Source organism: Plantibacter sp. LMC-P-059a (genome assembly GCF_030209505.1).
Taxonomy (GTDB): domain Bacteria; phylum Actinomycetota; class Actinomycetes; order Actinomycetales; family Microbacteriaceae; genus Plantibacter.
This window is the reverse complement of sequence record NZ_JARVRZ010000004.1, coordinates 572,493-597,505: the sequence shown is the minus strand read 5'-3', so window position 1 is coordinate 597,505 and position 25,013 is coordinate 572,493. Positions and strand designations below refer to the sequence as shown.

25 protein-coding genes are annotated in these 25,013 nt (G+C 69.6%); 9 read left to right on the top strand and 16 right to left on the bottom strand.

Annotated elements, in window-relative coordinates; translation table 11 throughout:
* Nucleotides 1–547: 547 nt before the first annotated feature.
* The 11 genes from QRN27_RS12400 to QRN27_RS12350 form a co-directional block, all read right to left on the bottom strand.
* Nucleotides 548–2,014 (bottom strand): hypothetical protein, encoded by a 1,467-nt coding sequence (locus tag QRN27_RS12400; RefSeq protein WP_285042477.1) that lies wholly within the window; start codon nucleotides 2,012–2,014, stop codon nucleotides 548–550.
* Nucleotides 2,004–2,816, bottom strand: coding sequence for a TIGR03943 family putative permease subunit (locus QRN27_RS12395; protein ID WP_285042476.1), 813 nt, complete (start codon nucleotides 2,814–2,816; stop codon nucleotides 2,004–2,006). The genes QRN27_RS12400 and QRN27_RS12395 overlap by 11 nt, the downstream gene beginning before the upstream one ends.
* Nucleotides 2,809–3,897 carry a permease gene (locus QRN27_RS12390; protein ID WP_502929523.1) on the bottom strand — a complete coding sequence of 363 codons (1,089 nt, stop codon included), beginning with the start codon at nucleotides 3,895–3,897 and terminating at the stop codon, nucleotides 2,809–2,811. Before QRN27_RS12390 ends, QRN27_RS12395 begins: the two co-directional genes overlap by 8 nt.
* Nucleotides 3,898–3,904: 7 nt before the next feature.
* Nucleotides 3,905–4,306 carry a Fur family transcriptional regulator gene (locus QRN27_RS12385; RefSeq protein WP_064296039.1) on the bottom strand — a complete coding sequence of 134 codons (402 nt, stop codon included), beginning with the start codon at nucleotides 4,304–4,306 and terminating at the stop codon, nucleotides 3,905–3,907.
* Nucleotides 4,307–4,398: 92 nt separating this feature from the next.
* Nucleotides 4,399–5,319 (bottom strand): metal ABC transporter permease, encoded by a 921-nt coding sequence (locus QRN27_RS12380; protein WP_285042475.1) that lies wholly within the window; start codon nucleotides 5,317–5,319, stop codon nucleotides 4,399–4,401.
* Nucleotides 5,316–6,173 carry a metal ABC transporter ATP-binding protein gene (locus QRN27_RS12375; RefSeq protein ID WP_285042474.1) on the bottom strand — a complete coding sequence of 286 codons (858 nt, stop codon included), beginning with the start codon at nucleotides 6,171–6,173 and terminating at the stop codon, nucleotides 5,316–5,318. Before QRN27_RS12375 ends, QRN27_RS12380 begins: the two co-directional genes overlap by 4 nt.
* Entirely contained in the window at nucleotides 6,170–7,159 is a 990-nt protein-coding gene (locus QRN27_RS12370) for a metal ABC transporter solute-binding protein, Zn/Mn family (RefSeq protein WP_285042473.1), read from the bottom strand. Before QRN27_RS12370 ends, QRN27_RS12375 begins: the two co-directional genes overlap by 4 nt.
* 113 nt (nucleotides 7,160–7,272) lie before the next feature.
* Nucleotides 7,273–8,649 carry a dihydrolipoamide acetyltransferase family protein gene (locus tag QRN27_RS12365; RefSeq protein WP_285042472.1) on the bottom strand — a complete coding sequence of 459 codons (1,377 nt, stop codon included), beginning with the start codon at nucleotides 8,647–8,649 and terminating at the stop codon, nucleotides 7,273–7,275.
* 26 nt (nucleotides 8,650–8,675) lie between these two features.
* Nucleotides 8,676–9,656, bottom strand: a complete 981-nt coding sequence (locus tag QRN27_RS12360; RefSeq protein WP_056780751.1) for an alpha-ketoacid dehydrogenase subunit beta — start codon at nucleotides 9,654–9,656, stop codon at nucleotides 8,676–8,678.
* Complete coding sequence (locus QRN27_RS12355) at nucleotides 9,653–10,792, bottom strand: thiamine pyrophosphate-dependent enzyme (RefSeq protein ID WP_056780748.1); 1,140 nt, start codon at nucleotides 10,790–10,792, stop codon at nucleotides 9,653–9,655. Before QRN27_RS12355 ends, QRN27_RS12360 begins: the two co-directional genes overlap by 4 nt.
* Entirely contained in the window at nucleotides 10,789–11,940 is a 1,152-nt protein-coding gene (locus QRN27_RS12350; RefSeq protein WP_285042471.1) for a histidinol-phosphate transaminase, read from the bottom strand. Before QRN27_RS12350 ends, QRN27_RS12355 begins: the two co-directional genes overlap by 4 nt.
* A 100-nt stretch (nucleotides 11,941–12,040) precedes the next feature.
* Here QRN27_RS12350 and QRN27_RS12345 point away from each other — a divergent pair, with 100 nt between their 5' ends.
* Nucleotides 12,041–12,433: a phage holin family protein gene (locus QRN27_RS12345; RefSeq protein ID WP_285042470.1), complete on the top strand. Its 393-nt coding sequence runs from the start codon at nucleotides 12,041–12,043 to the stop codon at nucleotides 12,431–12,433.
* An 18-nt stretch (nucleotides 12,434–12,451) separates the two neighbouring features.
* Here QRN27_RS12345 and QRN27_RS12340 read toward each other — a convergent pair whose 3' ends face one another.
* Both QRN27_RS12340 and QRN27_RS12335 read right to left on the bottom strand, forming a co-directional pair.
* Nucleotides 12,452–13,891 carry a hypothetical protein gene (locus tag QRN27_RS12340; RefSeq protein ID WP_285042469.1) on the bottom strand — a complete coding sequence of 480 codons (1,440 nt, stop codon included), beginning with the start codon at nucleotides 13,889–13,891 and terminating at the stop codon, nucleotides 12,452–12,454.
* Nucleotides 13,888–14,184, bottom strand: coding sequence for a hypothetical protein (locus tag QRN27_RS12335; protein ID WP_285042468.1), 297 nt, complete (start codon nucleotides 14,182–14,184; stop codon nucleotides 13,888–13,890). Before QRN27_RS12335 ends, QRN27_RS12340 begins: the two co-directional genes overlap by 4 nt.
* A gap of 176 nt (nucleotides 14,185–14,360) precedes the next feature.
* Between QRN27_RS12335 and QRN27_RS12330 the strand changes: the two genes are divergently transcribed.
* On the top strand, nucleotides 14,361–14,888 hold the full coding sequence (locus QRN27_RS12330; RefSeq protein ID WP_056010486.1) for a low molecular weight protein-tyrosine-phosphatase: 528 nt from the start codon (nucleotides 14,361–14,363) through the stop codon (nucleotides 14,886–14,888).
* Nucleotides 14,885–16,267 (top strand): adenylosuccinate lyase, encoded by a 1,383-nt coding sequence (gene purB, locus QRN27_RS12325; RefSeq protein WP_285042467.1) that lies wholly within the window; start codon nucleotides 14,885–14,887, stop codon nucleotides 16,265–16,267. The genes QRN27_RS12330 and purB overlap by 4 nt, the downstream gene beginning before the upstream one ends.
* Before the next feature lie 265 nt (nucleotides 16,268–16,532).
* On the opposite strand, the gene QRN27_RS12320 is transcribed toward purB, so the two are convergent.
* From QRN27_RS12320 to QRN27_RS12310, 3 genes are all read right to left on the bottom strand, one after another.
* Complete coding sequence (locus tag QRN27_RS12320; protein ID WP_056010480.1) at nucleotides 16,533–16,799, bottom strand: hypothetical protein; 267 nt, start codon at nucleotides 16,797–16,799, stop codon at nucleotides 16,533–16,535.
* Nucleotides 16,796–17,455: a hypothetical protein gene (locus tag QRN27_RS12315; protein ID WP_285042466.1), complete on the bottom strand. Its 660-nt coding sequence runs from the start codon at nucleotides 17,453–17,455 to the stop codon at nucleotides 16,796–16,798. Before QRN27_RS12315 ends, QRN27_RS12320 begins: the two co-directional genes overlap by 4 nt.
* Nucleotides 17,456–17,525: 70 nt before the next feature.
* Entirely contained in the window at nucleotides 17,526–18,581 is a 1,056-nt protein-coding gene (locus QRN27_RS12310; RefSeq protein WP_285042465.1) for an NAD(P)H-dependent flavin oxidoreductase, read from the bottom strand.
* A 124-nt stretch (nucleotides 18,582–18,705) separates the two neighbouring features.
* Between QRN27_RS12310 and QRN27_RS12305 the strand changes: the two genes are divergently transcribed.
* The 6 genes from QRN27_RS12305 to QRN27_RS12280 all read left to right on the top strand — a co-directional run bounded on the left by QRN27_RS12305 (nucleotide 18,706) and on the right by QRN27_RS12280 (nucleotide 25,012).
* Entirely contained in the window at nucleotides 18,706–19,482 is a 777-nt protein-coding gene (locus tag QRN27_RS12305; protein WP_285042464.1) for a carbon-nitrogen hydrolase family protein, read from the top strand.
* A 55-nt stretch (nucleotides 19,483–19,537) separates the two neighbouring features.
* Complete coding sequence (locus tag QRN27_RS12300) at nucleotides 19,538–21,007, top strand: APC family permease (protein WP_285042463.1); 1,470 nt, start codon at nucleotides 19,538–19,540, stop codon at nucleotides 21,005–21,007.
* Nucleotides 21,008–21,048: 41 nt separating this feature from the next.
* Nucleotides 21,049–21,774 (top strand): FadR/GntR family transcriptional regulator, encoded by a 726-nt coding sequence (locus tag QRN27_RS12295; RefSeq protein ID WP_285042462.1) that lies wholly within the window; start codon nucleotides 21,049–21,051, stop codon nucleotides 21,772–21,774.
* Between the two features lie 88 nt (nucleotides 21,775–21,862).
* Nucleotides 21,863–23,464 (top strand): MinD/ParA family ATP-binding protein, encoded by a 1,602-nt coding sequence (locus tag QRN27_RS12290; protein WP_285042461.1) that lies wholly within the window; start codon nucleotides 21,863–21,865, stop codon nucleotides 23,462–23,464.
* Nucleotides 23,465–23,498: 34 nt separating this feature from the next.
* The gene (locus QRN27_RS12285; RefSeq protein ID WP_350224097.1) at nucleotides 23,499–24,335 is read left to right on the top strand and encodes a helix-turn-helix transcriptional regulator; all 837 of its coding nucleotides are present in this window, start codon (nucleotides 23,499–23,501) and stop codon (nucleotides 24,333–24,335) included.
* A 107-nt stretch (nucleotides 24,336–24,442) separates the two neighbouring features.
* On the top strand, nucleotides 24,443–25,012 hold the full coding sequence (locus QRN27_RS12280; protein WP_502929522.1) for an MmyB family transcriptional regulator: 570 nt from the start codon (nucleotides 24,443–24,445) through the stop codon (nucleotides 25,010–25,012).
* Nucleotide 25,013: the final 1 nt, after the last annotated feature.

Here is a 25,013-nt window from a genome sequence, read left to right as displayed (position 1 = left end):
GAATAGGTGAACACGATGCAAGTTTGAAACTGACAGAACAAATCATTACTGACTTACTTTGTTTTGTTTAAATGTTTTCCAAAGGAATCTCCCGCAACATCAACCAACCGAAAAGGAAGGCATCAATTGCACGAGGTTTTTGGCATTTGACATTGTGCACGCTGTTGAGTTCTCAAGGATCGGATGCTCCTGCCTTTGGCCATCATGACCGCCCTGCAGGGCAACTTCTCTATCTTACATCTTCCCGGCTTGTTGTCAACTCGGCGTTTCAGCCGCTCTGCGAACAGAGTCATGCTGAGCACGAGTGACACCAGGAGGAGGTCATCCAACCGAGACTTGAAACGATAACATCGAAATGTTCTCGCTTTTGGCTGGGGATTGTCCCCGCTTGAGGCCGAGAAGCTCTTCCGCTTCCCGCACCTTTGGGGTGACGAGTGATTACTCTACGTGTGTCTCGGGATCGTGGCAAATTCCGCTTGCATCCCGGGCGTGTCTCCCGGAAAGACGCGGTTTTCGCCTGCCGGGGCGAAACGGCCACGTCGACCGGTCATTGCGCGATGCCCGTACCCGCGCACCAGGACAGGTCGAATCCGGGCTGCGTACCGACGACCTTCCCCGTGCGGGCCTCGACGACCTCGATCTGCGGACCGTTCGGCATCGGCGCGTTCGCGTACCCGTCGAAGCCGGCATCGGCGAAGTCGGGGACCACGACGACCGCGACGTACTCCGCGTTCGGGCTCGCGCACAGCGACCAGATCACCGCACCCGGCTCCGGCGTGTAGAGCACAGCCGTCGCCCCGTCCTTGATCGCCAACACCCGTTGCTGCGTGGTCCCCGCCGCACGGTCGTAGTCCGCATAGATGCGGGCGGACAAGGATTCCGTGAGGGCGACGAGCTGACCGGGGATCTCGGTGGGCGCCACCGAGGGGAGCACGAACGGCTCGCTCTTCCCCGTCGCGAGGTCGAGCACCACCACGCCGTCGATCTGTTCGATGACGACCTTGGTGGTTCCCGGGATGTAGCTCGAGATCAGGGCGGCTCGACCGAGGAGCACCGGAGCGGTGGTCGCCGCCGGATCCAGCAACTCCAGCGAGTTGTCCACGGTCCTCACGAGCATCGACGACGTGCGCGGCACGAACGACCACTCGGCCGCCTCGACCGCGGCTCCGTCGATCCCGCCCACCCGTTCCGGACCCGTCGGCTTCCCCGAACGCAGTTCGAACGAGTACAGCGTCAGGTTGTCGCCGCCGTCCCGACCGAACGACTGCTCCGTGAAGAGGAACCCGACGCGACTCTGCGCGGGAGCGGTCTGCAACGAGGTGATCATGCCCCCCATGGGGAGCTTCACCTCCTGGGTGGCGCCGTCCCTCGTGTCCACCACGACGATGCGACCCAGCCCGCCGGAGTCCTGCTCCACGACAATGAGCGAATCCCCGATCGTCGCGAACTCCTGGATCTTCGCCGCGCGGTAGACCGTCTGTCGCTCCCCGCCGTCGAGCGCGAGTCGCATGATCCGGTCCTCGGGCTTCTTCGCTGCCGAACCACCCTGTTTCGCCTCACCCCGCACGAGGGAGTAGCCCTCGACCGGCGGCGTCGAGAACGACGTCGTCAGCTTCGCCGACGGCCCACCGCCCGGAGCGGTCACGCCGTCGACGGTGATCCGGTAGTCCGTCCCGTAGGCGAGGGGCTCCGGGAAGACCAGGGTGATCCCGCCGTCACCCGTACTGACGTCGAAGTCCGCCGCCGGCTCGACGCTGACCCGGTCCGCTCCGAGATCGGCGATCGGCTGGTTCACCGCCATGACGACGCGCTGACCGCGCGACTCGACGAGACCGGTCGGGTCCACCACCGTGCGCACCAGCTTCGGCCCCTGCGTGAGACCGACGACGGCTGCACTGCCACCGATGACGACGAGCGCCACGAGCACGATCGCGACCAGTCGGCCGAAGCCGCTCCGGTCTCCGTCGGACCGCGTCGACCGGCCGCGCCCGGCGGAACGTCGATCAGTAGTCATACGGGTCCGCCGGCTCAGCGACCTTGTCGACCTTCGCCGTGCCGACCACGAGCGGGTGGGTGGCGTCGCCAGCGGTCAGGGTCCCCGAGACCTCGACCCAGTCGCCGGCCTTCAGCTCCTGCGACCACCCGTCGAGCTCCACCGGGACACCCACCGGCTGCGCGTCGACGGCGCAACAGTTCACGACGAACCGCGAGACGTAGAAGACGCCCGCCGCATCGGGATCGGCGATCACGAAGCCGACGCCGGTGAACGCCCGCCCCTCGAGGTCGGCGGGCCGGGTGGTCTGGCGCAACAGCGTCGCCCAGTCCTTGATGCCGAAGGTGCTGAAGTCCGGGTTCGAGGTGAGGACCGTCTGCGCATCCTGTCCCTGCACCTCGCCGGCGAGCGTGCCGGAGTTCACGGAGCGCTGATCCGCCGTCGCGACCGACAGCGTGGAGGGCGGGAGCACGACCATCGAACCCACCACGGCGAGGCTGCCCACCACCGAAGCGAGCTGCAGCACCGTGCGACCACGGCGCTTCGGGACAGCCTCCGTGTCGACGTGGACGAGGACGCTCACGATGCCGAGCGCCACGGCGATCAGCGCCATGATGACCGTGAACACGAAGTAGCGCGGGTGGATGTAGAGACCGAGGCGATCGGTCATGGCGAGCCACAGGATGCAGACCGCTGCGGTGACGAGGAGCAGGACGCCCCACCAGCGCTGCCGCAGCCGCTCGAGCAGCGAGACCTTCCGCGGGTCCGCTCCCGCCGAGTCCAGGATCTGCGCGTGGTCGTGGGTCGAGGTCTGATCAGGCAAGGGCGTTCACTCCGAATCCGAGGGCCGCCGAGAACAGCAGGGCGACCGCGGTGATGATCACGAGGGTCCTGGTCGTGTAGGTCGTGCGCATGAGCGCGAGCATCTTGACGTCGACGACAGGGCCGAGGACGAGGAAGGCGACGATGGAACCGGGCATGAACGTCGATCCGAAGGACAGCACGAAGAAGGCGTCGACGTTCGAGCAGATCGACACGATGACGGCCAACGTCATCATGGCGAGCACCGACCACACCGGGTTCGCACCGAGCGTGACCAGCACCTCCCTCGGCACGAGCACCTGGACGGCACCCGCGACCGCGGAACCGATCAGGAGCGCCGGCATGATCGCGCGCGCTTCGGCGACGAACTGCTGCAGGCTGCGCTCGATGCGTGTGTGCTCGTGTCCGTGCTGCTCCGTCACCTCGCAGCTGGCCTGGAAGGTCGGGGTGAGCAGCGAGCTCGGGTCCGGGTGCTTGCTGAACAGCCAGCCGATGAGGTTCGCGAGGAGGAAGCCGCCGACGAGACGGGCAACGAGGATGCCGCCGTCCCAACCGAAGGCCTGATGCGTCGTCACGATGACGATCGGGTTGAGGATCGGCGCGGCGAGCAGGAACGTGATCGACTCCGGCACCGTGAACCCGCGCACGATGAGCCCTCGGGCGAGCGGGACGTTGCCGCATTCGCACACCGGGAGGAACATGCCGAGGAGCGAGATGCAGGCACGGCGGAGGATCGGCTGCGACGGGAGCCACCGCTCGAGCCAGCCGTCCGGCAACCAGATCTGCACGAGGATCGACAGGACGATGCCGAGGACGACGAACGGCAGGGACTCCACGACGACGCTGAGCGTCAGGGTGACGAAGTCGCGAACGGCCGTCGGTGGGGTGAGGGCTTCGCCGAGCGGCATGAGCGCGCGGAGCACGAACAGCCCCACGACCACCGCGAGTGCCGCGCCGATGAGGAGCGGGGTGCGGAGGTTCCGCGGATCGCGGCCCTCCGTGCGACCCCAGTGCTCCGCACCGTCGTCGTCGGGTGCGGTCCAGTCGTCGTCGACCCCGAGGGTGCCGGTCGTCCTGCTCACTGCGGCCTCACGCGCGCTGGGCCGCCGCCGAGCAGTTCTCGCAGAGGCCGAAGACGTCGACGACGTGCTTGGCCTCGGTGAACCCGTGCTGTGATGCGACCGAACGCGCCCACGCCTCGACCTCGTCGGCCTCGATCTCGATCGTGAGACCGCAATTGCGACAGATGAGGTGATGGTGGTGGGTGCCCGGCGTGCAGGCGCGGTAGAGGTTCTCGCCTTCCGGCGACTGCAGCGAGTCGGCCTCGCCTTCGACCGCGAGGTCGGACAGGGCGCGGTAGACGGTGGCGAGCCCGATCGGGGAGCCGGTGTCGCGGAGTTCGGCGTGCAGCCCCTGGGCGCTCACGAATCCGTCGTTGCCACCGAGGGCCTCGCGGACAGCTTCACGCTGCCAGGTGTTGCGCTTCGCCACGGGTGCTCCTGCCTGTCGCTTCAAGGGTACCCGGGAACCACTTGGAGGACGCTCCGAAGGCGGGCGCTGCGTTCCAGGCGCGCCGTTCACCTTCACGGCGCGACCTCGACGCGGTCACCGATCGGGCCGGCCTCGCTCCGAGCCCCGCCGCGACGGGACACCCTGGCCCGGCTCCGTGAACTGCGGGAACCGAGGATGCGGCAGACGAGGTAGATCAGGAAGGAGATCGTCGTGATGTACGGGCTGATGGGCAGCGACCCGCCGATGGCGAGCAGGATGCCGCCGACGGCCGACACGAAGCCGAAGAGCATGCTCAACAGCGGCACGAGCAACGGCGACGAGGAGACCCTGAGCGCGGCGGCGGCGGGCGTCACGAGCAGCGCGAGCACGAGCAGCGCTCCGATGATCTGCACCGACACCGCGACCGTGAGCCCGAGCAGGACCATGAAGGCGAGCGACACGAACCGGCTCGGCACCCCGCGCGCCGCGGCGACGTCCGGGTCGAGGCTGTCGAAGCTCAACGGCCGCCAGAGCACGAGGAGCGCGACCAGGACGACGATGCTGATGACGATGAGCAGTCCCAGCTGCGGGTCGTCGACGGACACGATCTGCCCGGTCAGGAGCCCGAACTTGTTCGCACTGCGGCCGGGATAGAGCGCGAGGAAGAGGATCCCCAGCCCGAGGCCGAAGGGCATGAGCACGCCGATGATCGAGTTGCGGTCGCGAGCCTTCGCGCCGAGCAGCCCGATGAGGATCGCCGCGACCAGCGAGCCCGCGAGCGAACCGATGACGACGTTCGCGCCGAACAGCAGCGCCCCGGCGGCACCGGCGAACGACAGCTCGCTGATGCCGTGCACCGCGAACGCCATGTCGCGCTGCATGACGAACACACCGATCAGCCCACCGACGATGCCGAGCACCGCGCCCGCGATGATCGAGTTCTGCACGAGCTCGAGCAGCGCGCCGTAGTCCTGGAAGTTGAAGAGCCGTCCCCAGAGGTCGTCGGCGTTCATGCGCCCACCCCCACGGCGCCGGTGCGCGGATCCTCATCGTGATGGTGATGGTGCGTCTCGCTGTCGGGGATGCCGACGACGACGACGCGTCCGTGACTGCGCAGCACGTCGACCGGTGTGCCGTAGAGCTCGGAGAGCACGTCGCTCCGCAGGACCTCGTCCGGCGTCCCCTCCCGGAAGCTGCCGCCGGCGAGGTACAGGATGCGGTCCACCATGTGGAGCACCGGGTTGACGTCGTGCGTCACGAAGACCACCGCGGTGTCGTGCTCCCGGCGGCGGCGGTCGATGAGCTCGCTGACGCCCCGCTGGTGCTGGAGGTCGAGGCTGAGGAGCGGCTCGTCGCAGAGCAACAGGATCGGGTCGTCCGCGAGCGCCTGGGCGACGCGGAGCCGCTGCTGCTCGCCGCCGGACAGCGTGCCGACCGGTCCGTCGGCGTACGAGCTCGCCCCGACCGACGCGATGAGTTCGTCGACCCGGCGCCTCGTCGCGGCGGAGCGGATGGGCAGTCCGAAGCGGTGGCCGTCGACGCCGAGCGCGACGAGGTCGCGGCCACGCATCGGTGTGCCCGCTGGGATGAGCTTCTGCTGCGGGATGTACCCGATGCGGCGGTCCCCGCGGTGCACCGGTCCGCCGGCGACGCGGATGGTCCCTCGGTCCAGCTGCTGCTGCCCGAGGATGGTCCGCAGCAGACTCGTCTTGCCAGAGCCGTTCGGGCCGAGCACCGCGAGGAACTCACCCGGACGCACGGAGAGGTCGAGACCGTTCCAGAGGGTGCGTCCGCCGAAACCGAGCTCGGCCCCGGCGAGCGCGAGGACGTCGACGGGGCCGGATGAATCCGTGGATCCGCTCGTCATCGACCCAGGGCGTCCGCCACGGCGTCGACGTTCTCGGTCATCCACGAGAGGTAGTCCTTGCCGTCCGGGAGGGTCTCGGTGAATGACAGCACCGGCACGCCTGCGTTCTCCGCGGCGGTCTTGACCTGTTCGGTCTCCGCGCCGCTCGTCTGCTCATTGTAGGCAAGTAGGGCGACGGTTCCGCTGCTGAAGAGGTCGAGCGTCTCCTTGAGGACGGTCGGGGAGACGTCCGTACCCTCCTCGATGGCCTCGCTGAAGGCTTCCGGGGTCTGGTTCTTCAGACCGGCGGCCTCGAGCAGGTAGAGCGGGACGGGCTCGGTGATGGCGACGCCCTCGCCGGCGTGCGCTGTCTTGATGGCCGCCTGTGCGGTCTCGATCGTGGCGAGCGAGTCGGTGAAGGACTTCGCGTTGGCCGTGTAGGTGTCGGCGTTGGCGCTGTCGAGCTCGCCGAGCTCCTTCGCCAGCTCGTCCGCGAGCTTCGCCATCGTGGGCAGGCTGTACCAGACGTGCTCGTTGAAGCCCTCGATGTGGTCGTGGCCGTCCTCGTCGGCGTGGGCCTCGTCGGTGTGCGCCGCTTCCGTGTGCTCGTCGTCGGCGTGGTCGTCGTCAGGGGCGAGGCCCGACAGGTCGACGACGTTCACGACCTCGACGGAGGTGTTCTTCGCGGCGTCGAGGAGGGTGTCGACGAAGGGGTCGTAGCCACCACCGTTCTCGATGACGACGTCCGCGTTCTTGATGGAGAGTTGGTCCTGCGTGCTCGCCTCGTAGGAGTGCGGGTCCTGGGCGGCCGAGGTGATCAGTGACGTGACCTCGACGTCCTTCCCGCCGATCTTCGAGGCGATGTCGCCGTAGACGTTGGTGGAGGCGACGATGCTGATCTTGCCGTCGTCGGTGGAGCTCGCGGCGGGACTGCCGGAGCAGCCCGCGAGGACGAGGGCGGCTGCCGGGAGGACGGCGAGAGCCGGGAGCAGGGTGCGAGCGCGCATTGATGAACCTTCTCGATCGGGGTGAGAGCCCCAACGCTACGCCTATTGATACTGATTCTCAAAATCGCCGGTCTGCCGTCTCAGGAACCCCGCAGGTCCACGGCCTCGAGGACTCAGTCGAGCAGCAGCGCCGGCTCCTCGATGATCGAGGCCACGTCCGCCAGGAAGCGGCTCGCGACGTCGCCGTCGACGACCCGGTGGTCGAAGGACGCACCGAGCGTCGTGACGAAGCGACTGCGCACCTCACCGTCGACGACCCACGGCTTCTGCTTGATCGTGCCGAGCGCCACGATGCCCACCTCGCCCGGGTTGAGGATCGGGGTTCCCGTGTCCATGCCGAAGACACCGATGTTGGTGACCGTGATCGTGCCGTTCTGCTGATCGGCCGGCGGCGTCTTCCCATCGCGGGCCGTCAGCGTCAGGGTCTCGAGAGCCCGTGCGAGCTCGAGCAGACTCATCGCCTGCGCTTCCTTGACGTTCGGCACGATGAGCCCGCGAGGGGTCGCGGCAGCCACACCGAGGTTGACGTAGTGGCGGACGATGATCTCCTGGTCCGTCCACTCGCTGTTGACTGTCGGGTTGCGCCGCACCGCCCAGATCATCGCCTTCGCCATGATGAGGAGCGGCGAGACCTTGACGCCCGCGAAGTCCGTCGAGTTCTTGAGGCGCTTGACGAACTCCATCGTGCGGGTCGCATCGACGTCGACGAAGAGGGAGACGTGCGGCGCGGTGAACGCACTGCGGGTCATGGCGGTCGCGATCGCTTTGCGGACGCCCTTGACGGGGATCCGCTCCTCGCGCTCGTCCGCCCACTCCGGCGTCTCGATGTTGCGGAAGACGCTCGCCTGGCTGGCCTCGCGGATGACGTCGTCGCGGGTGATCTCGCCCGCGAGTCCGGTGCCCTCGATCGTCGTGAGGTCGACCTCGAGGTCCTTGGCGAGCTTCCGGATCGGCGGCTTCGCGATGACGGGCAGCGCCGAGGCTGCCGGGATGCTCGTCGGAGGCTGGCGGCGCACGGGCGGCGTCGGGGTGACGGCAGGGCTCGCCGGCTCGATCACCGGGGTCGCGCCGCGTCCACGACGACGGCTGGACGTCGCGCCGGCGCTGCCGTACCCGACGAGCACGGCACCCGGGCGCGGTTCCTCGGCCGGGGACACGCTCGCAGCGGTGTCTGCGGCCAAGGTGGCGGCCTCCGACTCGGTCGCTCCGGCGGGTGCGGGGGCGGTCGACTCGGCGGGTGCCGCGGCTCCACCCGAGCTCACGCTGATGATCGGCGTCCCGACGTCGACGGTCTGCCCCTCGTCGACCAGCAGCGCGCCGACGGTGCCGGCGAACGGGGACGGGAGTTCGACGAGCGACTTCGCGGTCTCGATCTCGACCAGCACCTGGTTCACCGACACGGTGTCGCCGGGCGCGACCTTCCAAGCGACGATCTCGGCCTCGGTCAGGCCCTCGCCGACGTCCGGCAGTTCGAACTGGAGATCACTCATCGTGGTTCCTCGTCTTCCTTCGATGTTCAGTAGGCCAACGAGCGGTCGACCGCCTCGAGGATGCGGTCGGCATCCGGGAGGTAGACGCCTTCGAGCTTCGCCGGCGGGAACGGGGTGTCGAACCCGGACACCCGCAGGACGGGTGCCTCGAGCGAATAGAACGCGCGCTCGGTGACCGTCGCCGCGATCTCCGAGCCGACGCTCGTGAAGCCGGGCGCCTCCTGCACGTAGACCAGACGGCCGGTGCGGCGGACGGACTCGACGAGCGGGTCGTAGTCGACGGGTGACAGCGATCGCATGTCGACGACCTCGACGCTCGTCCCCTCGGCTGCGGCGAGCTCGGCGGCCTGGAGCATGACACTCACGATGGCACCGTGGCCGGCGAGCGTGACCTCGGTGCCGGTGCGGACGACGCGGCTGCCGTGCAGCGGGGCGGCCGAGCCGTCGAGGTCGACCTCGCCCTTGGGCCAGTAGCGGCTCTTCGGCTCGAGGAAGACGACGGGGTCGTTCGACGCGATCGCCTCCTGGATCATCCAGTACGCGTCGTTCGGCGTCGACGGGCTCACGACCCGGAGGCCGGCCGTGTGGGCGAAGTAGGCTTCCGGGCTCTCCTGGTGGTGTTCCACCGCTCCAATGTGCCCGCCGTACGGGATCCGGATGACGACGGGCATCTGCAGCTTGCCCTCGTGACGGTTGGTCAGCTTCGCGAGCTGCGTCGTGATCTGGTTGAAGGCCGGGAACACGAAGCCGTCGAACTGGATCTCGCACACGGGCCGGTAGCCGCGCATCGCCAGACCGATCGCCGTCCCGACGATGCCGGACTCCGCGAGCGGGGTGTCGAGCACGCGGTCGCCGCCGAACTCGGCGTGCAGCCCCTCGGTGACGCGGAAGACACCGCCGAGCGGGCCGATGTCTTCGCCCATGAGCAGGACCTTGTCGTTCTCGGTCATCGCCTTGCGGAGACCGGCGTTCAGCGCCTTCGCCATCGGCATGGTGGTGATCGTCATGCGTTGCCCCCTTCGAGCGAGGCCTCGTAGCGTTCGAGCCAAGCCTGCTGCTCGGCCATCAGCGGGTGCGGTTCGGAGTAGACGCCGTCGAAGATGAGTCCGCGACCCGGTGCTTCGAGGGCCAGGGTCCTGACACGGGTGTCCTCGGCGAGGGCAGCGGCCTCCTCGTCGACCTCGGCGAAGAACGCGTCGGACGCGCCGAGCCCTCGCAGGTACGTCTTGAACCGGATGATCGGGTCGCGGGCGATCCACGACTGCAGCTCGTCATCCGTGCGGTACTTGGTCGGGTCGTCGCTCGTGGTGTGCGCACCGATGCGGTAGGTCATCGCCTCGATGAGGCTCGGACCACGGCCGGCGCGGGCGTCGTCGAGGTGCTTCGCCGCCGCAGCATAGCTCGCCAGGACGTCGTTGCCGTCGATGCGGACGCTGTCCAGGCCGAAGCCCGCCGCACGCTGGTACAGCGGTTCGCGCGCCTGACGCGAGACGGGGACGGAGATGGCCCACTGGTTGTTCTGGAGGAAGAACACCTGCGGGGTCTGGTAGCTGGCGGCGTAGATGTACGCCTCGTTCGCGTCACCCTCCGAGCTCGAGCCGTCGCCGAAGTAGACGAGGACCGCGGCGTCACGCTCGGGGTCGCCGGTGCCGACGACCTTGTCGAAGGTCATGCCCATGGCGTATCCGGTGGCGTGCAGCGTCTGCGCGGCGAGCACCAGGGTGTACAGGTGCATGTTGCCGTTCGACGGGTCTGCCGGGTCCCAGCCACCGTGGGTGTTGCCGCGCATGAGCCGGACGATGTCGATCGGGTCGACACCGCGGATCATCGCGACGACGTGCTCCCGGTAGGAGGGGAAGATGTGGTCCTGCGCGCGCGCCGCCCGAGCGGAACCGACCTGCGCGGCCTCCTGGCCGTGGGACGGCGGCCACAGCGCCATCTGTCCCTGACGCTGCAGGTTCGTCGCCTCGATGTCGAAGGCGCGGACGTTCGCCATGTCGCGGTAGAACTGCTGCAGATCGGTCTCGGTGAGGCGATCGACGAACGGTTGGTATCGCTCCGCGTGCTCGTTCGGCGCGAAGGTGCCGGCGGCGTCGATGAACTGGACGCTGGGCACGGTGGGGTCGTCTCCGGAACGGCTCATCGTGAGCGCACTCCCTCTCGTGTCGGGTGGTCGGCCGGCAGTGCGGCGAGGATCTCGGCGGTCGCGGCGAGGAGCGGCTCGATCGACTCCGCCTCGCCGATGGAGATGCGGACGCCGTCGCCGGGGAAGGCGCGTCCCACGATGCCGTGGGCGAGGAAGACCTCGTTCGCCGCCGCAGCGTGCGAACCGAGGCCGAACCAGACGAAGTTGCCCTGGGCCTCGGGGATGAACCAGCCCTGCTCGCGCAACGCCTCGGCGAGCGCGTCGCGTCGCTCGGTGATGACGGCGACGCGCGCACGGATGTCGTCGGCGTTCGCGAGTCCGGCGATGGCCGCCTGCTGTGCGGGGGCCGTGCTCGAGAGCGGGATGGCTGCGTTGCGGGCGCCGTCGAGGACGAGCTCGTGACCGATCGCCCAGCCGACACGCAGGCCGGCGAGTCCGTAGGCCTTGGAGAAAGTGCGGAGCACGACGAGGTTCGGGTGGGCGTCGAGGAGCGGGATCCCGTTGACCGCGTCGTCGTCGGTGACGAACTCGCGGTAGGCCTCGTCGAGGAGGACGAGGACGTCGGAGGGGATCGCGCGGAGGAACGTCTCGAATGCCTCACGTCCGACGACGGTGCCCGTCGGGTTGTTCGGGGTGCAGACGATGACGACGCGGGTGCGCTCGGTGACGGCGTCGGCGATCGCGTCCAGGTCGTGGGAGCCGTCGGCCCGGTTCGGGACGGGGACGGAGGTGGCGCCGGCGACGGTGACGAGACCCGGGTAGGCCTCGAAGGACCGCCAGGCGAAGACGACCTCGTCGCCCGGACCCGCGGTCGCGGTGATGAACTGGCTGAGCAGCGCGACCGAACCGGCGCCGATGTGGATGCGTTCGGGTGTCACGCCGTTGGCTTCGGCGAGCGCCGTGCGCAGCGCCAAGGCCGCACCGTCGGGGTAGCGGTGGGCGTGTGCCGCGGTGTCGGTGATCGCCGTGAGGACGGCGTCGAGCGGCGGGAACGGGACCTCGTTGCTGGAGAGCTTGAACGCGTCGGGCGCTGCGGGCTTGCCCTGTCGGTAGGGCGGCAGATCGGCGATCTCGGGGCGGAGACGGACCGGGCTCCGGCCCGGCTGAGCGGCCGGCTGGGCGGTGGTAGGCGGGTTCTCACTCACCCGACGAGTCTAGGGCGCGACGGATACCCGCGGCGGAATGCAGTGCGCTTGCCCAGACCGGCCCTGTCGTGGACGTTCCGGGAGTGGGAGGATGGCCCCCATGGGACGTTTTCTGCTGAACCTGCTCGCCAACGCCTTCGCCATCTGGGTCACGACCTTGCTGGTCTCGGGCGTGCACATGACCCCCTACGCACCGGGCGGCACGCTCGAGATCGTCCTCACCTATGCGCTGGTCGCGCTGATCTTCGCGATCGTCAACACGATCATCGGCTCGGTCATCAAGGTGCTCGCGTTCCCCCTGTACATCCTCACGCTCGGGTTGATCGGCCTGCTCATCAACGGGCTCCTCCTCCTCATCACCGCGGGCATCAGCGGCTGGTTCGGGTTCGGCCTGAGCGTCGACGGGTTCTGGTGGGGCGTCCTCGGCGCGATCGTCATCTCGATCGTGAACTGGCTGCTCGGCATCGTCATCCGCCCGAAGAAGCGCGACTGACGGGCGCGGACGCCACGGTCACGGCAGGACCTTGTCGGCCCGGTACTGGTGGGCTTCCCCGGTGCCCGTGAGCCCGGCGAGCGGATCGATCGCCGGTGTGAGCCGTTCCTCGGAGGACTGATCGATGAGGCGTGCCGTCTCGCGGTAGCGATCGAGGTTGTGCGCAGGGAGCGGGTCGTCGCCGGGAGGCGGCGTGCCTCCGTCGTACAGGGACCGCTGAACGACGGTACCTCCGTTGAGCGAGTCGCGTCGTTCGCCGGAGAGCGCCGGAATGACGTCCTCGGTGTGTTCGACATGGGTGCGTGCGAGGTCGTCATCGAACTCGAACGATTCGACGGGTGACCCGAACGTGACGAGGGTGGAGTCGAAGAGGCCGCTGGCGGCGATCCCGGACGCCACGATGCCCCCTTGGGAGTAGCCGACGTGGAGCACGGAGGCGCCCTCGGGGATACCTGCGAGCCGCATGGCCTGCAGCGTCGCCTCCAGGCTCTCGGCATCCGTGTGGGCGACGGCGGTCACATTGCTGCGATTGTCCCAGGGCTCCGTCGACGACTCGGGGAAGCCGGCCTCGATCGTCCCGCCTGTCCAGACGATCCATTGGTCGGCTCCTGAAGCGTCCTGGTAGCGCTCGATGCGGATCTGGGGAGAATCGGCACCGCCGTGGGGCATGCGCTCGACCAGTTCCTCGTAGGTGGTCGGAGGGGCGGGGCGCTGCTCCGACCCCTTGGTCTTCACCTCGACCGCCTGGACCGGGGCAGGCGTGAACACACCGGCGTACTGGGCGACGCTGGCCGCAACCGATGCGGCGAACGCGACACCGGTGATCCCCTGCTCGCGCAAGCGATTGGCGTCGAGCATGACCGGGAGGCCGAACAACCCGATGAGGAACTCGTCGGACCCCGAGACCATGCCGCGCACGAGGGCGACGAACGCAGGTGACGAGACCAGCTCGCGCATCGACCGAGCCGAGGCCTCGTCGATGTCCTCCACGGCCTCCGACGAGAAGAGCCCGACGATCGCACGGAACGCTGTCCTGATGAGCGCGACCTCCCCGACGGCGGTCAGGATCGCGAGCGGGATCAGCGGCGAGGCGCCCATGGCCCACCCGGCGACGCCCCCGGCGAAGGTGAACAGCGCTTGGACCTGCCGCTCGATCTGTCCGTAGTTCTCCGCTGTGAGGATCAGGTTCCCTCCCAACCGCGTCGCGTCCTCACTCGCATGGCGGAGGTGAGCGGCCGCCCTCGCCGCCGCCTCACTCCCCGCCCTGGCGTCGGCTTGGGGGACGACGGATGGGCCGAGCGGCACGCGGGAGAAGTCATCGGTCGACACGGACTCGGCGCGGTCCGCCCAGCTCGCGCACGAATCGCCGAGTTCCAGGAGCAGGGCGGCGAAGCGGAGGTGCTCCTCCGTGTCCACCGCCACGACGCCGCCGCCGCGAATGGTGATGTCGTCGCTCATGCCCCACCTCCGTCGACCATGGACGAGGCCGCCCCCCGGGCACTTCTCAGCCCCTCATCGAGTGCAGAGGCCGACTCACGGAGCACGGTGGTGAGTTCGTCCGCCGACCAGGAGAACTGCGTGGCCGCCGATCCGACCCACTCCTGGCCAGCGCGCGCCTGCACGAACCGGAAGAGCTCCGTGTTCAGTTCGAACAGCACGTCCTCGAGACATCGGGCTCGCCCTTCAAGGACCGCGGTCGCGTCCTCCGCCCCGCGATCGACACTGCACATGGTCTCCGTGACGTCTCCCATCAGGAACCTCCTCTCCGCCCGGACGGCTGCCGGTGTTGTCGTCGACTCTGCCGAACCGATCGAGCGGCCATGCCGGTGCGACCTCGCGTTGTGGAGCGGCCGTGCCGGCGGCGAGGTGTGGAGGAGTCTGACGGGAACAGTTCGACGGCCCGGGCGCGGTCGGCCAGAATAGACGCATGAACACCCTCGGGGAGGCCGACCCCGGTACCACCCCGTTCCGCGTGTGCTTCGTCTGCGCGGGCAACATCTGTCGATCCCCGATGGCGGAGAGCGTGTTCACCGACCTCGTCGCGGCCGCCGGTCTGGAACAGCTCGTCGAGGTCTCCTCCGCGGGCACCGGCGACTGGCACGTCGGCGAGCATGCCGACCACCGGACCGTCGCCGCCCTCCGAGCCCACGGCCACGACGCCACCGCGCACCGCGCCAAGCAGTTCGACCCCGACCGCTTCCACAGCTACGACCTCGTCGTCGCCCTCGATCGCAGCCACGAGCGCATCCTCCGCGCCTGGGCGAGCGACGACGCCGACCGCTCGAAGGTGCATCTGCTGCTGAGCTTCGACAACACCGCCGGAACCCGCGACGTCCCAGACCCCTACTACTCGGACGAGCAGATGTTCGAAACCGTCCTCGGCATGATCGACCACGCCTGCCGATCCCTCTTCCACCAGCTCGAACCAGCACTGACCCAGGGAGCCACCCCATGACCGAATTCCCCGCCCAGCCGCTCAGCCCGCTCGACGGCCGCTACCGCCCCGCCGTCACGGCGCTCGGCGAATACCTCTCGGAGGCCGGCCTCAACCGCGCACGCGTGCAGGTCGAGGTCGAGTGGCTCATCTACCTCACCGAGCACTCCATGTTCGGGTCCTCCCCGCTCTCGCCCGTCGAGGTCGAGCGGCTCCGGGCCCTCTACCTGGACTTCGGGCAGGCCGACATCGACTGGCTGGCCGAGAAGGAAGCCGTCACGCGCCACGACGTGAAGGCCGTCGAGTACCTCGTGCGCCACCGTCTGTCCGAGCTGGGACTCGACCGCATCGCGGAACTCACCCACATCGCCTGCACGAGCGAGGACATCAACAACCTCTCCTACGCGCTCACCGTGTCGCAGGCCGTCCAGTCCATCTGGCTGCCGAAGCTCCGGCTCGTGCTCGACGCCCTGCGCACCAAGGCCGTCGACTTCCGCGCCGTCCCCATGCTCGCCCGCACGCACGGCCAGCCCGCGACCCCGACGACGATGGGTCGCGAACTCGCCGTCACCGTCTACCGACTCGAGCGCATCGCCCGGCAGATCGAGGCGAACGAGTACCTCGGCAAGTTCTCCGGCGCCACCGGCACCTTCGCCGCGCACGTGATCGCCGACCCCGAAGCCGACTGGCCCACCATCTCCCGGGAGTTCGTCGAGGGCCTCGGCCTCGACTGGAACCCGCTGACGACGCAGATCGAGTCCCACGACTGGCAGGCGGAGCTCTACGGCAAGATCTCCCACGCGAACCGGGTGCTCCACAACCTCGCGACCGACATCTGGACCTACATCTCCATCGGTTACTTCCGCCAGATCCCCGTCGCCGGAGCCACCGGCTCGTCGACCATGCCCCACAAGGTGAACCCGATCCGCTTCGAGAACGCCGAGGCGAACCTCGAGCTGTCGAGCGCGATCCTGGACTCCCTCGCCGCGACCCTCGTCACCTCCCGCCTGCAGCGCGACCTCACCGACTCGAGCGCCCAGCGCAACATCGGCGTCGGCTTCGGCCACTCGCTGCTGGCGCTCGACAACATCCTCGGCGGGCTCGGCCAGATCGACCTCGCGGAAGACGTGCTCGCGAACGACCTCGACCACAACTGGGAGGTGCTCGCCGAAGCGATCCAGACGGTCATCCGCGCCGAGGTGACCGCCGGCCGCTCGAACATCGAGGACCCGTACGCGCTGCTCAAGGAGCTGACCCGCGGGAAGCGGCTCGGCCAGGCGGAACTCGTCGAGTTCGTCGGCCGACTCGACATCGGCGACGCCGCCAAGCAGCGCCTGCTGGAGCTCACCCCGGCGACGTACCTCGGGCTGTCCGACGACCTCGTGGACTACCTGCCGTAGGACACGCGGACGGGCTCGGCACCGGGAGACCGGGCGCCGAGCCTGCTACGGGGCGGCCCTTCGACAGGCTCAGGGACCGAGAAGTCTCAGGGACCGGGGCGTGCCCTTCGACAAGCCCAGGGACCGGAGTCGGTTCGGGGAGCGGGGCCCTTCGACAGGCTCAGGGACCGAGGGGCCGGATCGGGGAACACGGGGCGGCCCCTCGACAAGCTCAGGGACCGGAGGGGCGACTCAGGGACCGGGACCGGGACCGGGCGCCGGCGGGTCAGTGGCCGGAGGGCCGCGGCGGACGCTTGTCGTCGCCGTCCTGCTCGTCGAGGTCGAGCTTCTCCTGGAAGTCGGGCTTCACGGCCAGCGCCAGCATCGCCAGCACGACGAGCGAGGCGATGAACGCGATGCCGAGCCCGATCAGCGACAGGACGATCTCGCGGGTGGACATCAGGACGACGACACCGGTGAAGACGCCCATCACGCCTGAGAGCACGAGGAGTTCGATGGGACGCAGGACGTCGTCTCGGTTGGGCTTGCTCATGATGCGGCTCCAACCGTGCCGTTGGTGTCGTCGGAGGCCGGAGCGGCAGCGGGGCGGTTGCCCGCCCACCGCAGCGACAGCCCGCCGATGACGAGGTAGACGCCGATGATGGCGGCGTAAGCCCCGACGAGGCCGACGACGACGATGTCCGCACGGAGGACACCCTCGACACCTCCCGGGGCGGCGAAACGCTGCTCGAGGCCAGGCGGAACGAGGAGCGTCGCGAGGGCCAGCAGCACCGTGAAGGCACCGACAGCCGTCCAGTCCTTCGCCGCAGCGAGGCGTCCGCGCCAACGGATGCCGCTGTACAGCTCGAGGAACCCGGTCAGCGCGGCCCACAGGGTGACGACGTAGAGGAAGATGCTCAGGCCACCGCCACTGACCATGAGCGCGAACACGCCCGTGACGACGCCGATCACGCCCTGACCGAGGAAGAACGCACGGGTGACGGTGTCGGAGAAGTTCGGGAAGGCGAACACCGCGACGATCGCGCCGGAGAGCAGCGCGAAGACGCCGAAGACGATCAGCCCGAACTGCGAGGAGTGCCCCTGCGTGAACGTGACGACCCCTGCCGTGGCGAGCGCGACCACCGCGCGCAGGATCGGGACCATCCAGTACCGATCGTGCTTGGCGCCGTCGAACGGAATGCTGGGCACGGTGAACGTCTCATCTCTTGCAGGAAGTCCCCTCCAGCTTACGCGGTCCTGCGTGTGGTGCCGACCGGGGTCAGGGTCGCCTGGGTGGGACCGGCAGACCCGCCGCGAGTTCCGCGAAGACCGCTGCGGCGTCGTGCCGGTCACGCGTCAGGAGCGCCGCCTGACCTGACCAGAACCCTTGGAGGTCTGCGAGACCACGCTCGGACGCGACGGTGCGGAACCGGCCCGTCAGCCAGTTCTGGATCGGGAACGGAGCGATGGCCCCCGACGCTTCGATCTCGCGCAGCACCCGGTTCGGGATGCCCCGGCCGAGCCGACCGCTCATCGCTCGCGTCAGCACCGTGCCGTCAGCCGGTGTCGAGACGATGGCCGCACGATGCTGGTCGGTTGCGGCGGAGACACCCGTGCGGAGGAAGGCGGTGCCGACCTGGACGCCGGACGCACCGAGCGCGTGCGCGGCGGCGACACCGCGCCGGTCGGCGATACCACCGGCCGCGATCACCGGGACGTCGAGGGCGTCGACGAGCTGCGGGATGAGGGCGACGAGGCCGACGAGCGAGTCCTCGGCCGGGCGCAGGAACGAGACACGGTGTCCGCCGGCTTCCATCCCGGTACCGACGACGACATCGACGCCACCCTCCTGCAGGGCGAGTCCTTCGGCGACCGTGGTCGCCGTGCCGACGACGGCGATCCCTCGCTCGTGTGCGGCCTCCACCACCCGACGGGGCGGGACCCCGAAGACGAAGCTGACCACGGCCGGTCGCGCCTCCAGGACCGCCTCGATCTGCTCGTCGAACGGCGGGGTGTACCGCGGTGGGCGCACGGGTTCGTCCAGGGAGAGCTCGTCGAACACGGGGTGGAGGGCTGCGACGGCGGCCTGGAAGGCGGCGTCGGAGCCCTCGGCATCCACCTCGTCCCCCGTCGGCAGCCACAGGTTCAGGGCGAAGGGGGCGTCGGTCCGCCGGCGGAGCGCGGCTGCCGTCTGCTCGATGCGCTCGCCGTCGTAGCCGTAGAGCCCGAAGGAGCCGAGACCGCCCAGCTCACCGACCGTCGCGGTGAGCTCGACGGAGGACAGACCGCCGAAGGCACCGAGCACGATCGGGACGTCGACAGGGAGGGGGAACACGCCCCCAGTATGTCGCCCGCCTCTTGTGGGCGAAACCCGATTGCAACACGATGGACATCAAACAGATCACTTTGAGCTGTTTACTGGACACATTCGCCCGCCCCACCCGAGGAGTACCACCGCCATGACCCTGACCGTCGCCGGACTGCAGCACCACGGCGTCCTCGGAGACGTCGAGGCGAACCTCGACCTCATCGCCGACGCCGCGCGACGCGCGTCGGAACGTGGTGCGGACCTCCTCGTCACCCCGGAGATGTTCGTCACCGGCTACAACCTCGGCGACCGCCTGGCCCCGCTCGCCACGCCCGAGCTGGTCGACCGGGTCGCGTCCATCGCCGTGGAGGTCGGCATCGCGATCCTCGCCGGTCTGCCGGAACCCGTCCCGGGCGGTGTCGCGAACGCGCTCGTCCTCATCGACGCCGACGGCACGGAGCTGCTCCGGTATCGGAAGACGCACCTCTTCGGCGACCTCGACCGGCACCTCTTCGTCGCCGGCGACACCCTGCCGCCGATCGTCGAGCTGCACGGCGTCCGCATCGCCGTGCTCATCTGTTACGACGTCGAGTTCCCCGAGACCGTCCGCGCGGCGGCCCTCGACGGCGCCGACGTCGTGATCGTCCCGACCGCCCAGATGGAGCCGTACGCGCACATCGCCGAGCGCCTCATCCCGGTGCGCGCCTGGGAGAACCAGACCCCCCTCGTCTACGTCAACCGCGTCGGGTCCGAAGGCGACCTCACCTACGTCGGCCGCAGCAGCATCGTCGGCCCGGACGGCGTCGTCCTCGACGCCCTCGACGCGGACTCCACCGGCCTCATGATCGCCACGATCGATCCGGAGGCCACCAGACGCGCCAGGCAGGAGAACCCCTACCTCGCCGATCGCCGCGCCGAGCTGTACTGAACGACCCCGTCCGCTCCCCCTCCCGAGTCCCCCGACTCCCCCGGAAAGTGACCTCATGACCGTCAACCCCATCGCCGAGCCGCGCCAGCGCCTCGACGGCCAGCTCGGCACCGGTTCCATCGTCTTCATGGTGATCGCCGCCGCCGCACCCCTCACCGTCATCGGCGGCAACGTCCCCATCGCGATCGGCACCGGGAACGGCGCCGGGGCCCCGATCGGCTTCGCGCTCGCCGCCGTCATCCTCCTCGTCTTCTCCGTCGGCTTCGTGACCATGACGCCGTTCGTCCGCGAGGCCGGCGCGTTCTTCTCCTACGTCACGGCCGGGCTCGGCTCTCGACTCGGCCTCGGCTCCGCGTTCACGGCGCTCGTCGCCTATACGGCGATCCAGGTCGGCGTCTACGGCTACATGGGTTGGGCGCTCGACGACCTCGTCACCTTCTTCGGCGGCCCGAGCCTGCCCTGGTGGCTCTACTCCTTCGCGACGATGGCGATCGTCGCGGTGCTCGGCTACCGCCACATCGACCTGAGCGCCAAGGTGCTCGGCATCGCCCTGACCCTCGAGATCCTCGTCGTCGTCGTGCTCGACGTCGTCATCTTCGCGACCGGCGGCGCGGACGGCATCGCCGTGGAGACCTTCGACCCGGCCAACATCTTCACCGGCGGGATCGGGGTCGCCGTCCTCTTCGCGCTGACGGGCTTCATCGGCTTCGAGGCCACCGCCGTCTTCCGGGACGAGGCACGCACCCCGGAGCGCACCATCCCACGGGCCACCTACCTGGCCGTGATCATCATCGGCGTCTTCTACGCGATCTCGTGCTGGGCGCTCGTGACGGGCATCGGCGCGGGGAACGCCGTCGCCGTCGCCCAGCAGACGCTCGCCGGCGAAGGCAACCTCCTGCTCGACACGACGACCACCTACCTCGGGCCGATCATGCGCGACGTCGTCCAGGTCCTGCTCATCACGAGCCTGTTCGCGTGCGTCCTCTCGTTCCACAACGTCATCGCGCGCTACCAGTTCACCCTCGCGCAGAAGTCGGTGCTGCCCGCCCGTCTCGGCCGGCGCCACCCGGCACACCACTCACCCTCGACCTCCTCGATCGTGCAGACGGTGACGGCGGCCATCGTCCTCGCCGCCCTCGCGCTCGCCGGCCTCGACCCGCTCGTCGGGGTCTTCGGCTCCATGGCGGGGGTGGCGACCGTCGGGATGGTGCTGCTGATGCTGACGACCTCGATCGCCGTCCTCGTCTTCTTCGCGCGCCGACCCGAGCTCGTCGCCGGCCGCGCCTGGGGTGCACGGGTGTTCCCGATCCTCGCGGTGGTGGGTCTCGCCTTCGCGCTGTGGCTCGTCCTGTCGAACTTCACCCTCGTCACGGGCGGAAGCGTCGCCGTGAGCGTCGTCCTCGCCCTCATCCCCGTGGTGGCGATGCTGGTCGGTATCGTGATGGGGAAGCGGTTCCCCTTGGACGCCGAGCCGGACGGCGCGACGACGGCGGCGGCGAGCGCCGAGCAGCCGACCGCGAGCTGACGCACCGCCGCTGCGCCGGCATGACACGAGACGAGGGCGACATGGATCTGGGTTCACCCTCGCTCGGAGCGATCCGGCGCACGACCGCCGTGGACACCGTCCGCGCGCGCATCTCGCTGGCGCTCGAACTCGGGATGCTGGTGCCCGGTCAGCGGCTTCCGGCTCCCGAGGAGGCGGCTCGGGCGTTCGGCGTCAGCGAGATGTCGGTGCGGCGCGCGTACCGGGCGTTGAGCGAGGAGGGCGTCGTCGTCCGGCGGCAGGGCAACACGGGTGGAACGTTCATCGCGGATGCGCCGACGGTGGGCACCGTGCCCGAGATCGCCGCGTACCGCGAGGACGCCGTCCACGTGCATGCGCTCATCGACCAGCGGGCGACGCTCGAGGCCGGGCTGGCGGCGCTTGCCGCGGCCGAGTCGGAGGTGGCGTCGATACGTCGGCTCGACGAACTCGTGGCGGCCATGCGGACCGAGCCCGACTGGAGTCGGTTCCGCGAGGCTGACGCGGCCTTCCATGCCGAGCTGGCCGCGTCGGCAGGGGTACCGGGCGCGGCGGAGCTCCACGACCGGGTGTCCCGCGAGCTGTACTCCTACTTCATCCCCTACCGGATCGAGTACCTCCGCGCGTCGAACGAGGAGCACGCCCTGCTCGTCGACGCCCTCCGCCGTGGCGACGTGGCCGCCGCGAGCCGCCTCGCCTCCGAGCACGTCGCCGAGCTCCACCGATCGATGTACGTCGGCCTCGGGGACCGCACCGACAGCGATCGGTGAGGGGGTCTCGGTTCCGCTCAAATATCCGACATGCGTTGTACTAAGGCATAGTGGTGACGGGTTCACACCCGCCGCGAAGGAGCTGAGCATGATCGACAAGACCTCCATACAGGACTTCCCGCCGATGACGGCCTCGCTGCTGGCGGACAACTCCGGCGTGTTCCGAGTGGGCACCGCCGAGCGGTACCTTTCGGCCACCGACGCCGGAACGGCCCGCCGCCAGCTCGTCGAGCTGATGCAGGCCGAGGCCAGGACCTCCGGTCGGCCGATCCGGGTGACGGTGACCGATCCCACGAGCGTCACCGTGCTGCTGGTCGGCGTCGACGGCGAACTGCAGGAGGAACCGCAGTCGGTGGCACCGGCTCGGGGCGGCACACCCGCCGCACCCGCACCGCCCATGGCGAGTCGCCGGGTGACGCTGATCCAGGCTCCGCCCGGGGCGCCCGCCCAGCCCGGATCGGCGACGACGCCGCCACCCGCGCCGGCGCGCGTCCCCGCGCAGACGACGCCGGCGCAGCCCGTCCCGCCCCAGCGTCCGGCCGTGCAGCAACCGACGTTCGACGCCCCGCCGTTCCAGCCGATCCCGAGCCAGCCCAGCGCGTCACAGCCCAGCGCGCCGCAGCCGATGTCCGCGCAGCGCTCCGTCCCCACGCAGCAGGCCGCGCCGACCTCGCCCACCCAGCGCCAGCCGGCCCCCGGACAGCAGGCGCCGCAGCACCAGCCGCCCGTCGCCCCGCAACAGCCCACGGGCGGGCAGACGCCAGCGCCCGCCGCCCGTCGGGACCTGCGTGACGCGCCGTCCTTCCTCGCCCCGCCGACCATCGGTCCGGCCCAGCACGGGCTCGCCGGCCTGCTCAACAAGCTCGGGTTCTCCATGCCGCCGTCCGCAAACGAGCGGGCCGAACGCGACGACGTCAACGCCGTGTCGCGCCACTTCCCGAGGCGGCGCACCATCTCCGTCGCGAACCAGAAGGGCGGGGCCAACAAGACGCCCACCGTCGTCAACCTGTCGTCGGTGTTCGCCCGCTACGGCGGCGGCGGTGTCGCCGCCTGGGACAACAACGAGACCATGGGCACGCTCGGCTGGCGGACCGAGCACGGCGGACACGACTCGACCGTGCTCGACCTCCTTGCCGCAGCCGGTGACCTCCTCTCCCCCGGTGCGGAGCGCGCCGACCTGTCCCGCTTCGTGCACCACCAGCCCGGTGACAAGTACGAGGTCCTCCGCTCCGCGGCCGACGGCGAACACGTCGTGACCGCCGACGAGGTCGACCTCGTCCACCGCGTCCTGGCCAAGTACTACCGCTTGATCGTGATGGACTCGGGCAACTCCGCCGGCGCCCCCAACTGGCGGCGCATGGTGGAACTCACCGACCAGCTCGTCATCCCGACCACGACCGTCGAGGACAAGAAGGAGGGCGCACGGCTCACCCTCACCGCCGTGAGCCGGGTGAGCGAGCGGGGTGCGGAACTCGCGCGCAACGCCGTCGTCATCGTCTCCGAAGCCGAAGCGAAGGACACCTCCATCGCCAACGCGTACGCCGAGGACTTCCGTCCCTACGTCCGCGACGTCGTCGTCGTCCCGTTCGATCCCGCCCTGAAGAACGGGGTCATCCGCCACGACGCCCTCCGGTCGAACACCCAGCGCGCCTGGCTCGCCGCGGCCGCCGCAGTGTCCCGCGGACTCTGACCGGCCGCCTGGACCCCGTGCAGGAGCGGACGACGTGATCACCCGGGCAGTGGCCCTCGGCCGATACCTCACCACTCGACGAGGTCTGGTCCGGCCGGAGGACGCCGGCCTGCCCGCTGAGGACGGTAGACGGGTGAGCGGCCTCCGGCGCATCGAGGTGGCCGCACTCGCGGACGTCAGCGCCGACTACTACCTCCGCCTCGAGCAGGGCCGGGACCAGCGCCCGTCGGAGGCGGTGCTCGCGGGCATCGGGCGCGCCCTCCAGCTGGACGAGCACGCCATGGACTACCTCTTCCGGCTCGCCTACGACGTCGACCTCTTCCCGGCCGAGCACCTGCCGTCGGAGTCGCACCCGCCCGCGTCCGCCGGGCGGCCGGTGCCCGACACGACCCTCCTCGACCACTGGTCCGACACGGGTGCCTACATCACCGACGGCAACCGGGACATCGTCGCGTCCAACGCCCTCGCCCGGCAGGTGGGCGGCGGCCTCCTCGACGTCGGGCAGAACGACGTGCTCGGGTACTTCGACGACCGGATCCGCGCCGTCGCGCCGGAGTGGGAGGCATACGCCCCGAACGTGGTCGCAGCGCTCCGCTACACCAGCGATCCGAGCAGCCCGCGACTGCAGGAGATCGTCGACGAACTGACGCGCCGCAGTCCCCTGTTCACCCGTCTCTGGGCGCGGCACGACGCCCGGCCGCTCGCGGGCGCTCCCCTCCGGGCCTCGATCGACGACTTCGGCACCGTCGAACTGCAGTACCAGCACCTCGTCGTCCCCGACTGGCCCGGTCATCAGCTGACGACGATCTTCGCCGAGCCGGGGACGCCGGGTTCCGCGGTGCTCGCCTACCTCGCCGTCCGAGCCGAATGAGCGCCGCCGACAGGCGCGGATCCACCCGCCGGACACGCGTCGACGCTCGACCGAACCGTGTCCTCCGGGGGCTGGCCGACGGTGACGCCAAGGCCTACCGTTGACCCATGATCGCGAACGAGGGCGTCCGAGCACGCCGGGACCGGGTCAGGGACTTCATCGCCTCCTGGCGCGAGGTGCCCGTCGTGCTCTGCGACCGGACCCTCGACGTCATCGAGGCCAACCCGGCTGCCTCACGCCTGTCGCCGGCGTTCCAAGCCGGCGTCAACCTGGCCCGCTTCGCCTTCCTCTCTCCAGACCGCGTGGCCGAGGACGCCGTCTGGAACCGGATGTCCGCGACGACGGCGGTACTCCTCAAGCGCTCGGTCGACGAACACGACACCGATCGGGCGTCGGCACGGATCGTCGGCGAGCTCTCGGCGATGTCGCGTGACTTCGCCCGGACCTGGGCCGCGTCGGAGGAAGCGGTGGAGACCTCCGGGCCCATCCACTTCCCGACACCGGTCGGCGACATCCGGATGGTCTACAACGTGCTGAGCGCCCCGGGCCCGGAGGGCGACCTCCTGATGGTGTTCGTCCCGTCCGGACCGGCCGCGCGAGCGGCGTTGCGGCGACTCTCTGCGGACGTCATCGAAGACGACGCGGTCTCGCCGGGCGATCCGGTGTCGGCCCCCTGAA

Excerpts from the sequence above, each read along its gene's own strand:
- QRN27_RS12300 (WP_285042463.1), top strand. The coding sequence starts at position 19,538 with ATGACCGTCAACCCCATCGCCGAGCCGCGCCAGCGCCTCGACGGCCAG.
- QRN27_RS12370 (WP_285042473.1), bottom strand. The coding sequence starts at position 7,159 with ATGCGCGCTCGCACCCTGCTCCCGGCTCTCGCCGTCCTCCCGGCAGCC.
- QRN27_RS12345 (WP_285042470.1), top strand. The coding sequence starts at position 12,041 with ATGGGACGTTTTCTGCTGAACCTGCTCGCCAACGCCTTCGCCATCTGG.
- QRN27_RS12280 (WP_502929522.1), top strand. The coding sequence starts at position 24,443 with ATGATCGCGAACGAGGGCGTCCGAGCACGCCGGGACCGGGTCAGGGAC.
- purB (WP_285042467.1), top strand. The coding sequence starts at position 14,885 with ATGACCGAATTCCCCGCCCAGCCGCTCAGCCCGCTCGACGGCCGCTAC.
- QRN27_RS12305 (WP_285042464.1), top strand. The coding sequence starts at position 18,706 with ATGACCCTGACCGTCGCCGGACTGCAGCACCACGGCGTCCTCGGAGAC.
- QRN27_RS12335 (WP_285042468.1), bottom strand. The coding sequence starts at position 14,184 with ATGGGAGACGTCACGGAGACCATGTGCAGTGTCGATCGCGGGGCGGAG.
- QRN27_RS12400 (WP_285042477.1), bottom strand. The coding sequence starts at position 2,014 with ATGACTACTGATCGACGTTCCGCCGGGCGCGGCCGGTCGACGCGGTCC.
- QRN27_RS12365 (WP_285042472.1), bottom strand. The coding sequence starts at position 8,649 with ATGAGTGATCTCCAGTTCGAACTGCCGGACGTCGGCGAGGGCCTGACC.
- QRN27_RS12295 (WP_285042462.1), top strand. The coding sequence starts at position 21,049 with ATGGATCTGGGTTCACCCTCGCTCGGAGCGATCCGGCGCACGACCGCC.
- QRN27_RS12340 (WP_285042469.1), bottom strand. The coding sequence starts at position 13,891 with ATGAGCGACGACATCACCATTCGCGGCGGCGGCGTCGTGGCGGTGGAC.
- QRN27_RS12320 (WP_056010480.1), bottom strand. The coding sequence starts at position 16,799 with ATGAGCAAGCCCAACCGAGACGACGTCCTGCGTCCCATCGAACTCCTC.
- QRN27_RS12375 (WP_285042474.1), bottom strand. The coding sequence starts at position 6,173 with ATGACGAGCGGATCCACGGATTCATCCGGCCCCGTCGACGTCCTCGCG.
- QRN27_RS12330 (WP_056010486.1), top strand. The coding sequence starts at position 14,361 with ATGAACACCCTCGGGGAGGCCGACCCCGGTACCACCCCGTTCCGCGTG.
- QRN27_RS12380 (WP_285042475.1), bottom strand. The coding sequence starts at position 5,319 with ATGAACGCCGACGACCTCTGGGGACGGCTCTTCAACTTCCAGGACTAC.
- QRN27_RS12355 (WP_056780748.1), bottom strand. The coding sequence starts at position 10,792 with ATGAGCCGTTCCGGAGACGACCCCACCGTGCCCAGCGTCCAGTTCATC.
- QRN27_RS12360 (WP_056780751.1), bottom strand. The coding sequence starts at position 9,656 with ATGACGATCACCACCATGCCGATGGCGAAGGCGCTGAACGCCGGTCTC.
- QRN27_RS12290 (WP_285042461.1), top strand. The coding sequence starts at position 21,863 with ATGATCGACAAGACCTCCATACAGGACTTCCCGCCGATGACGGCCTCG.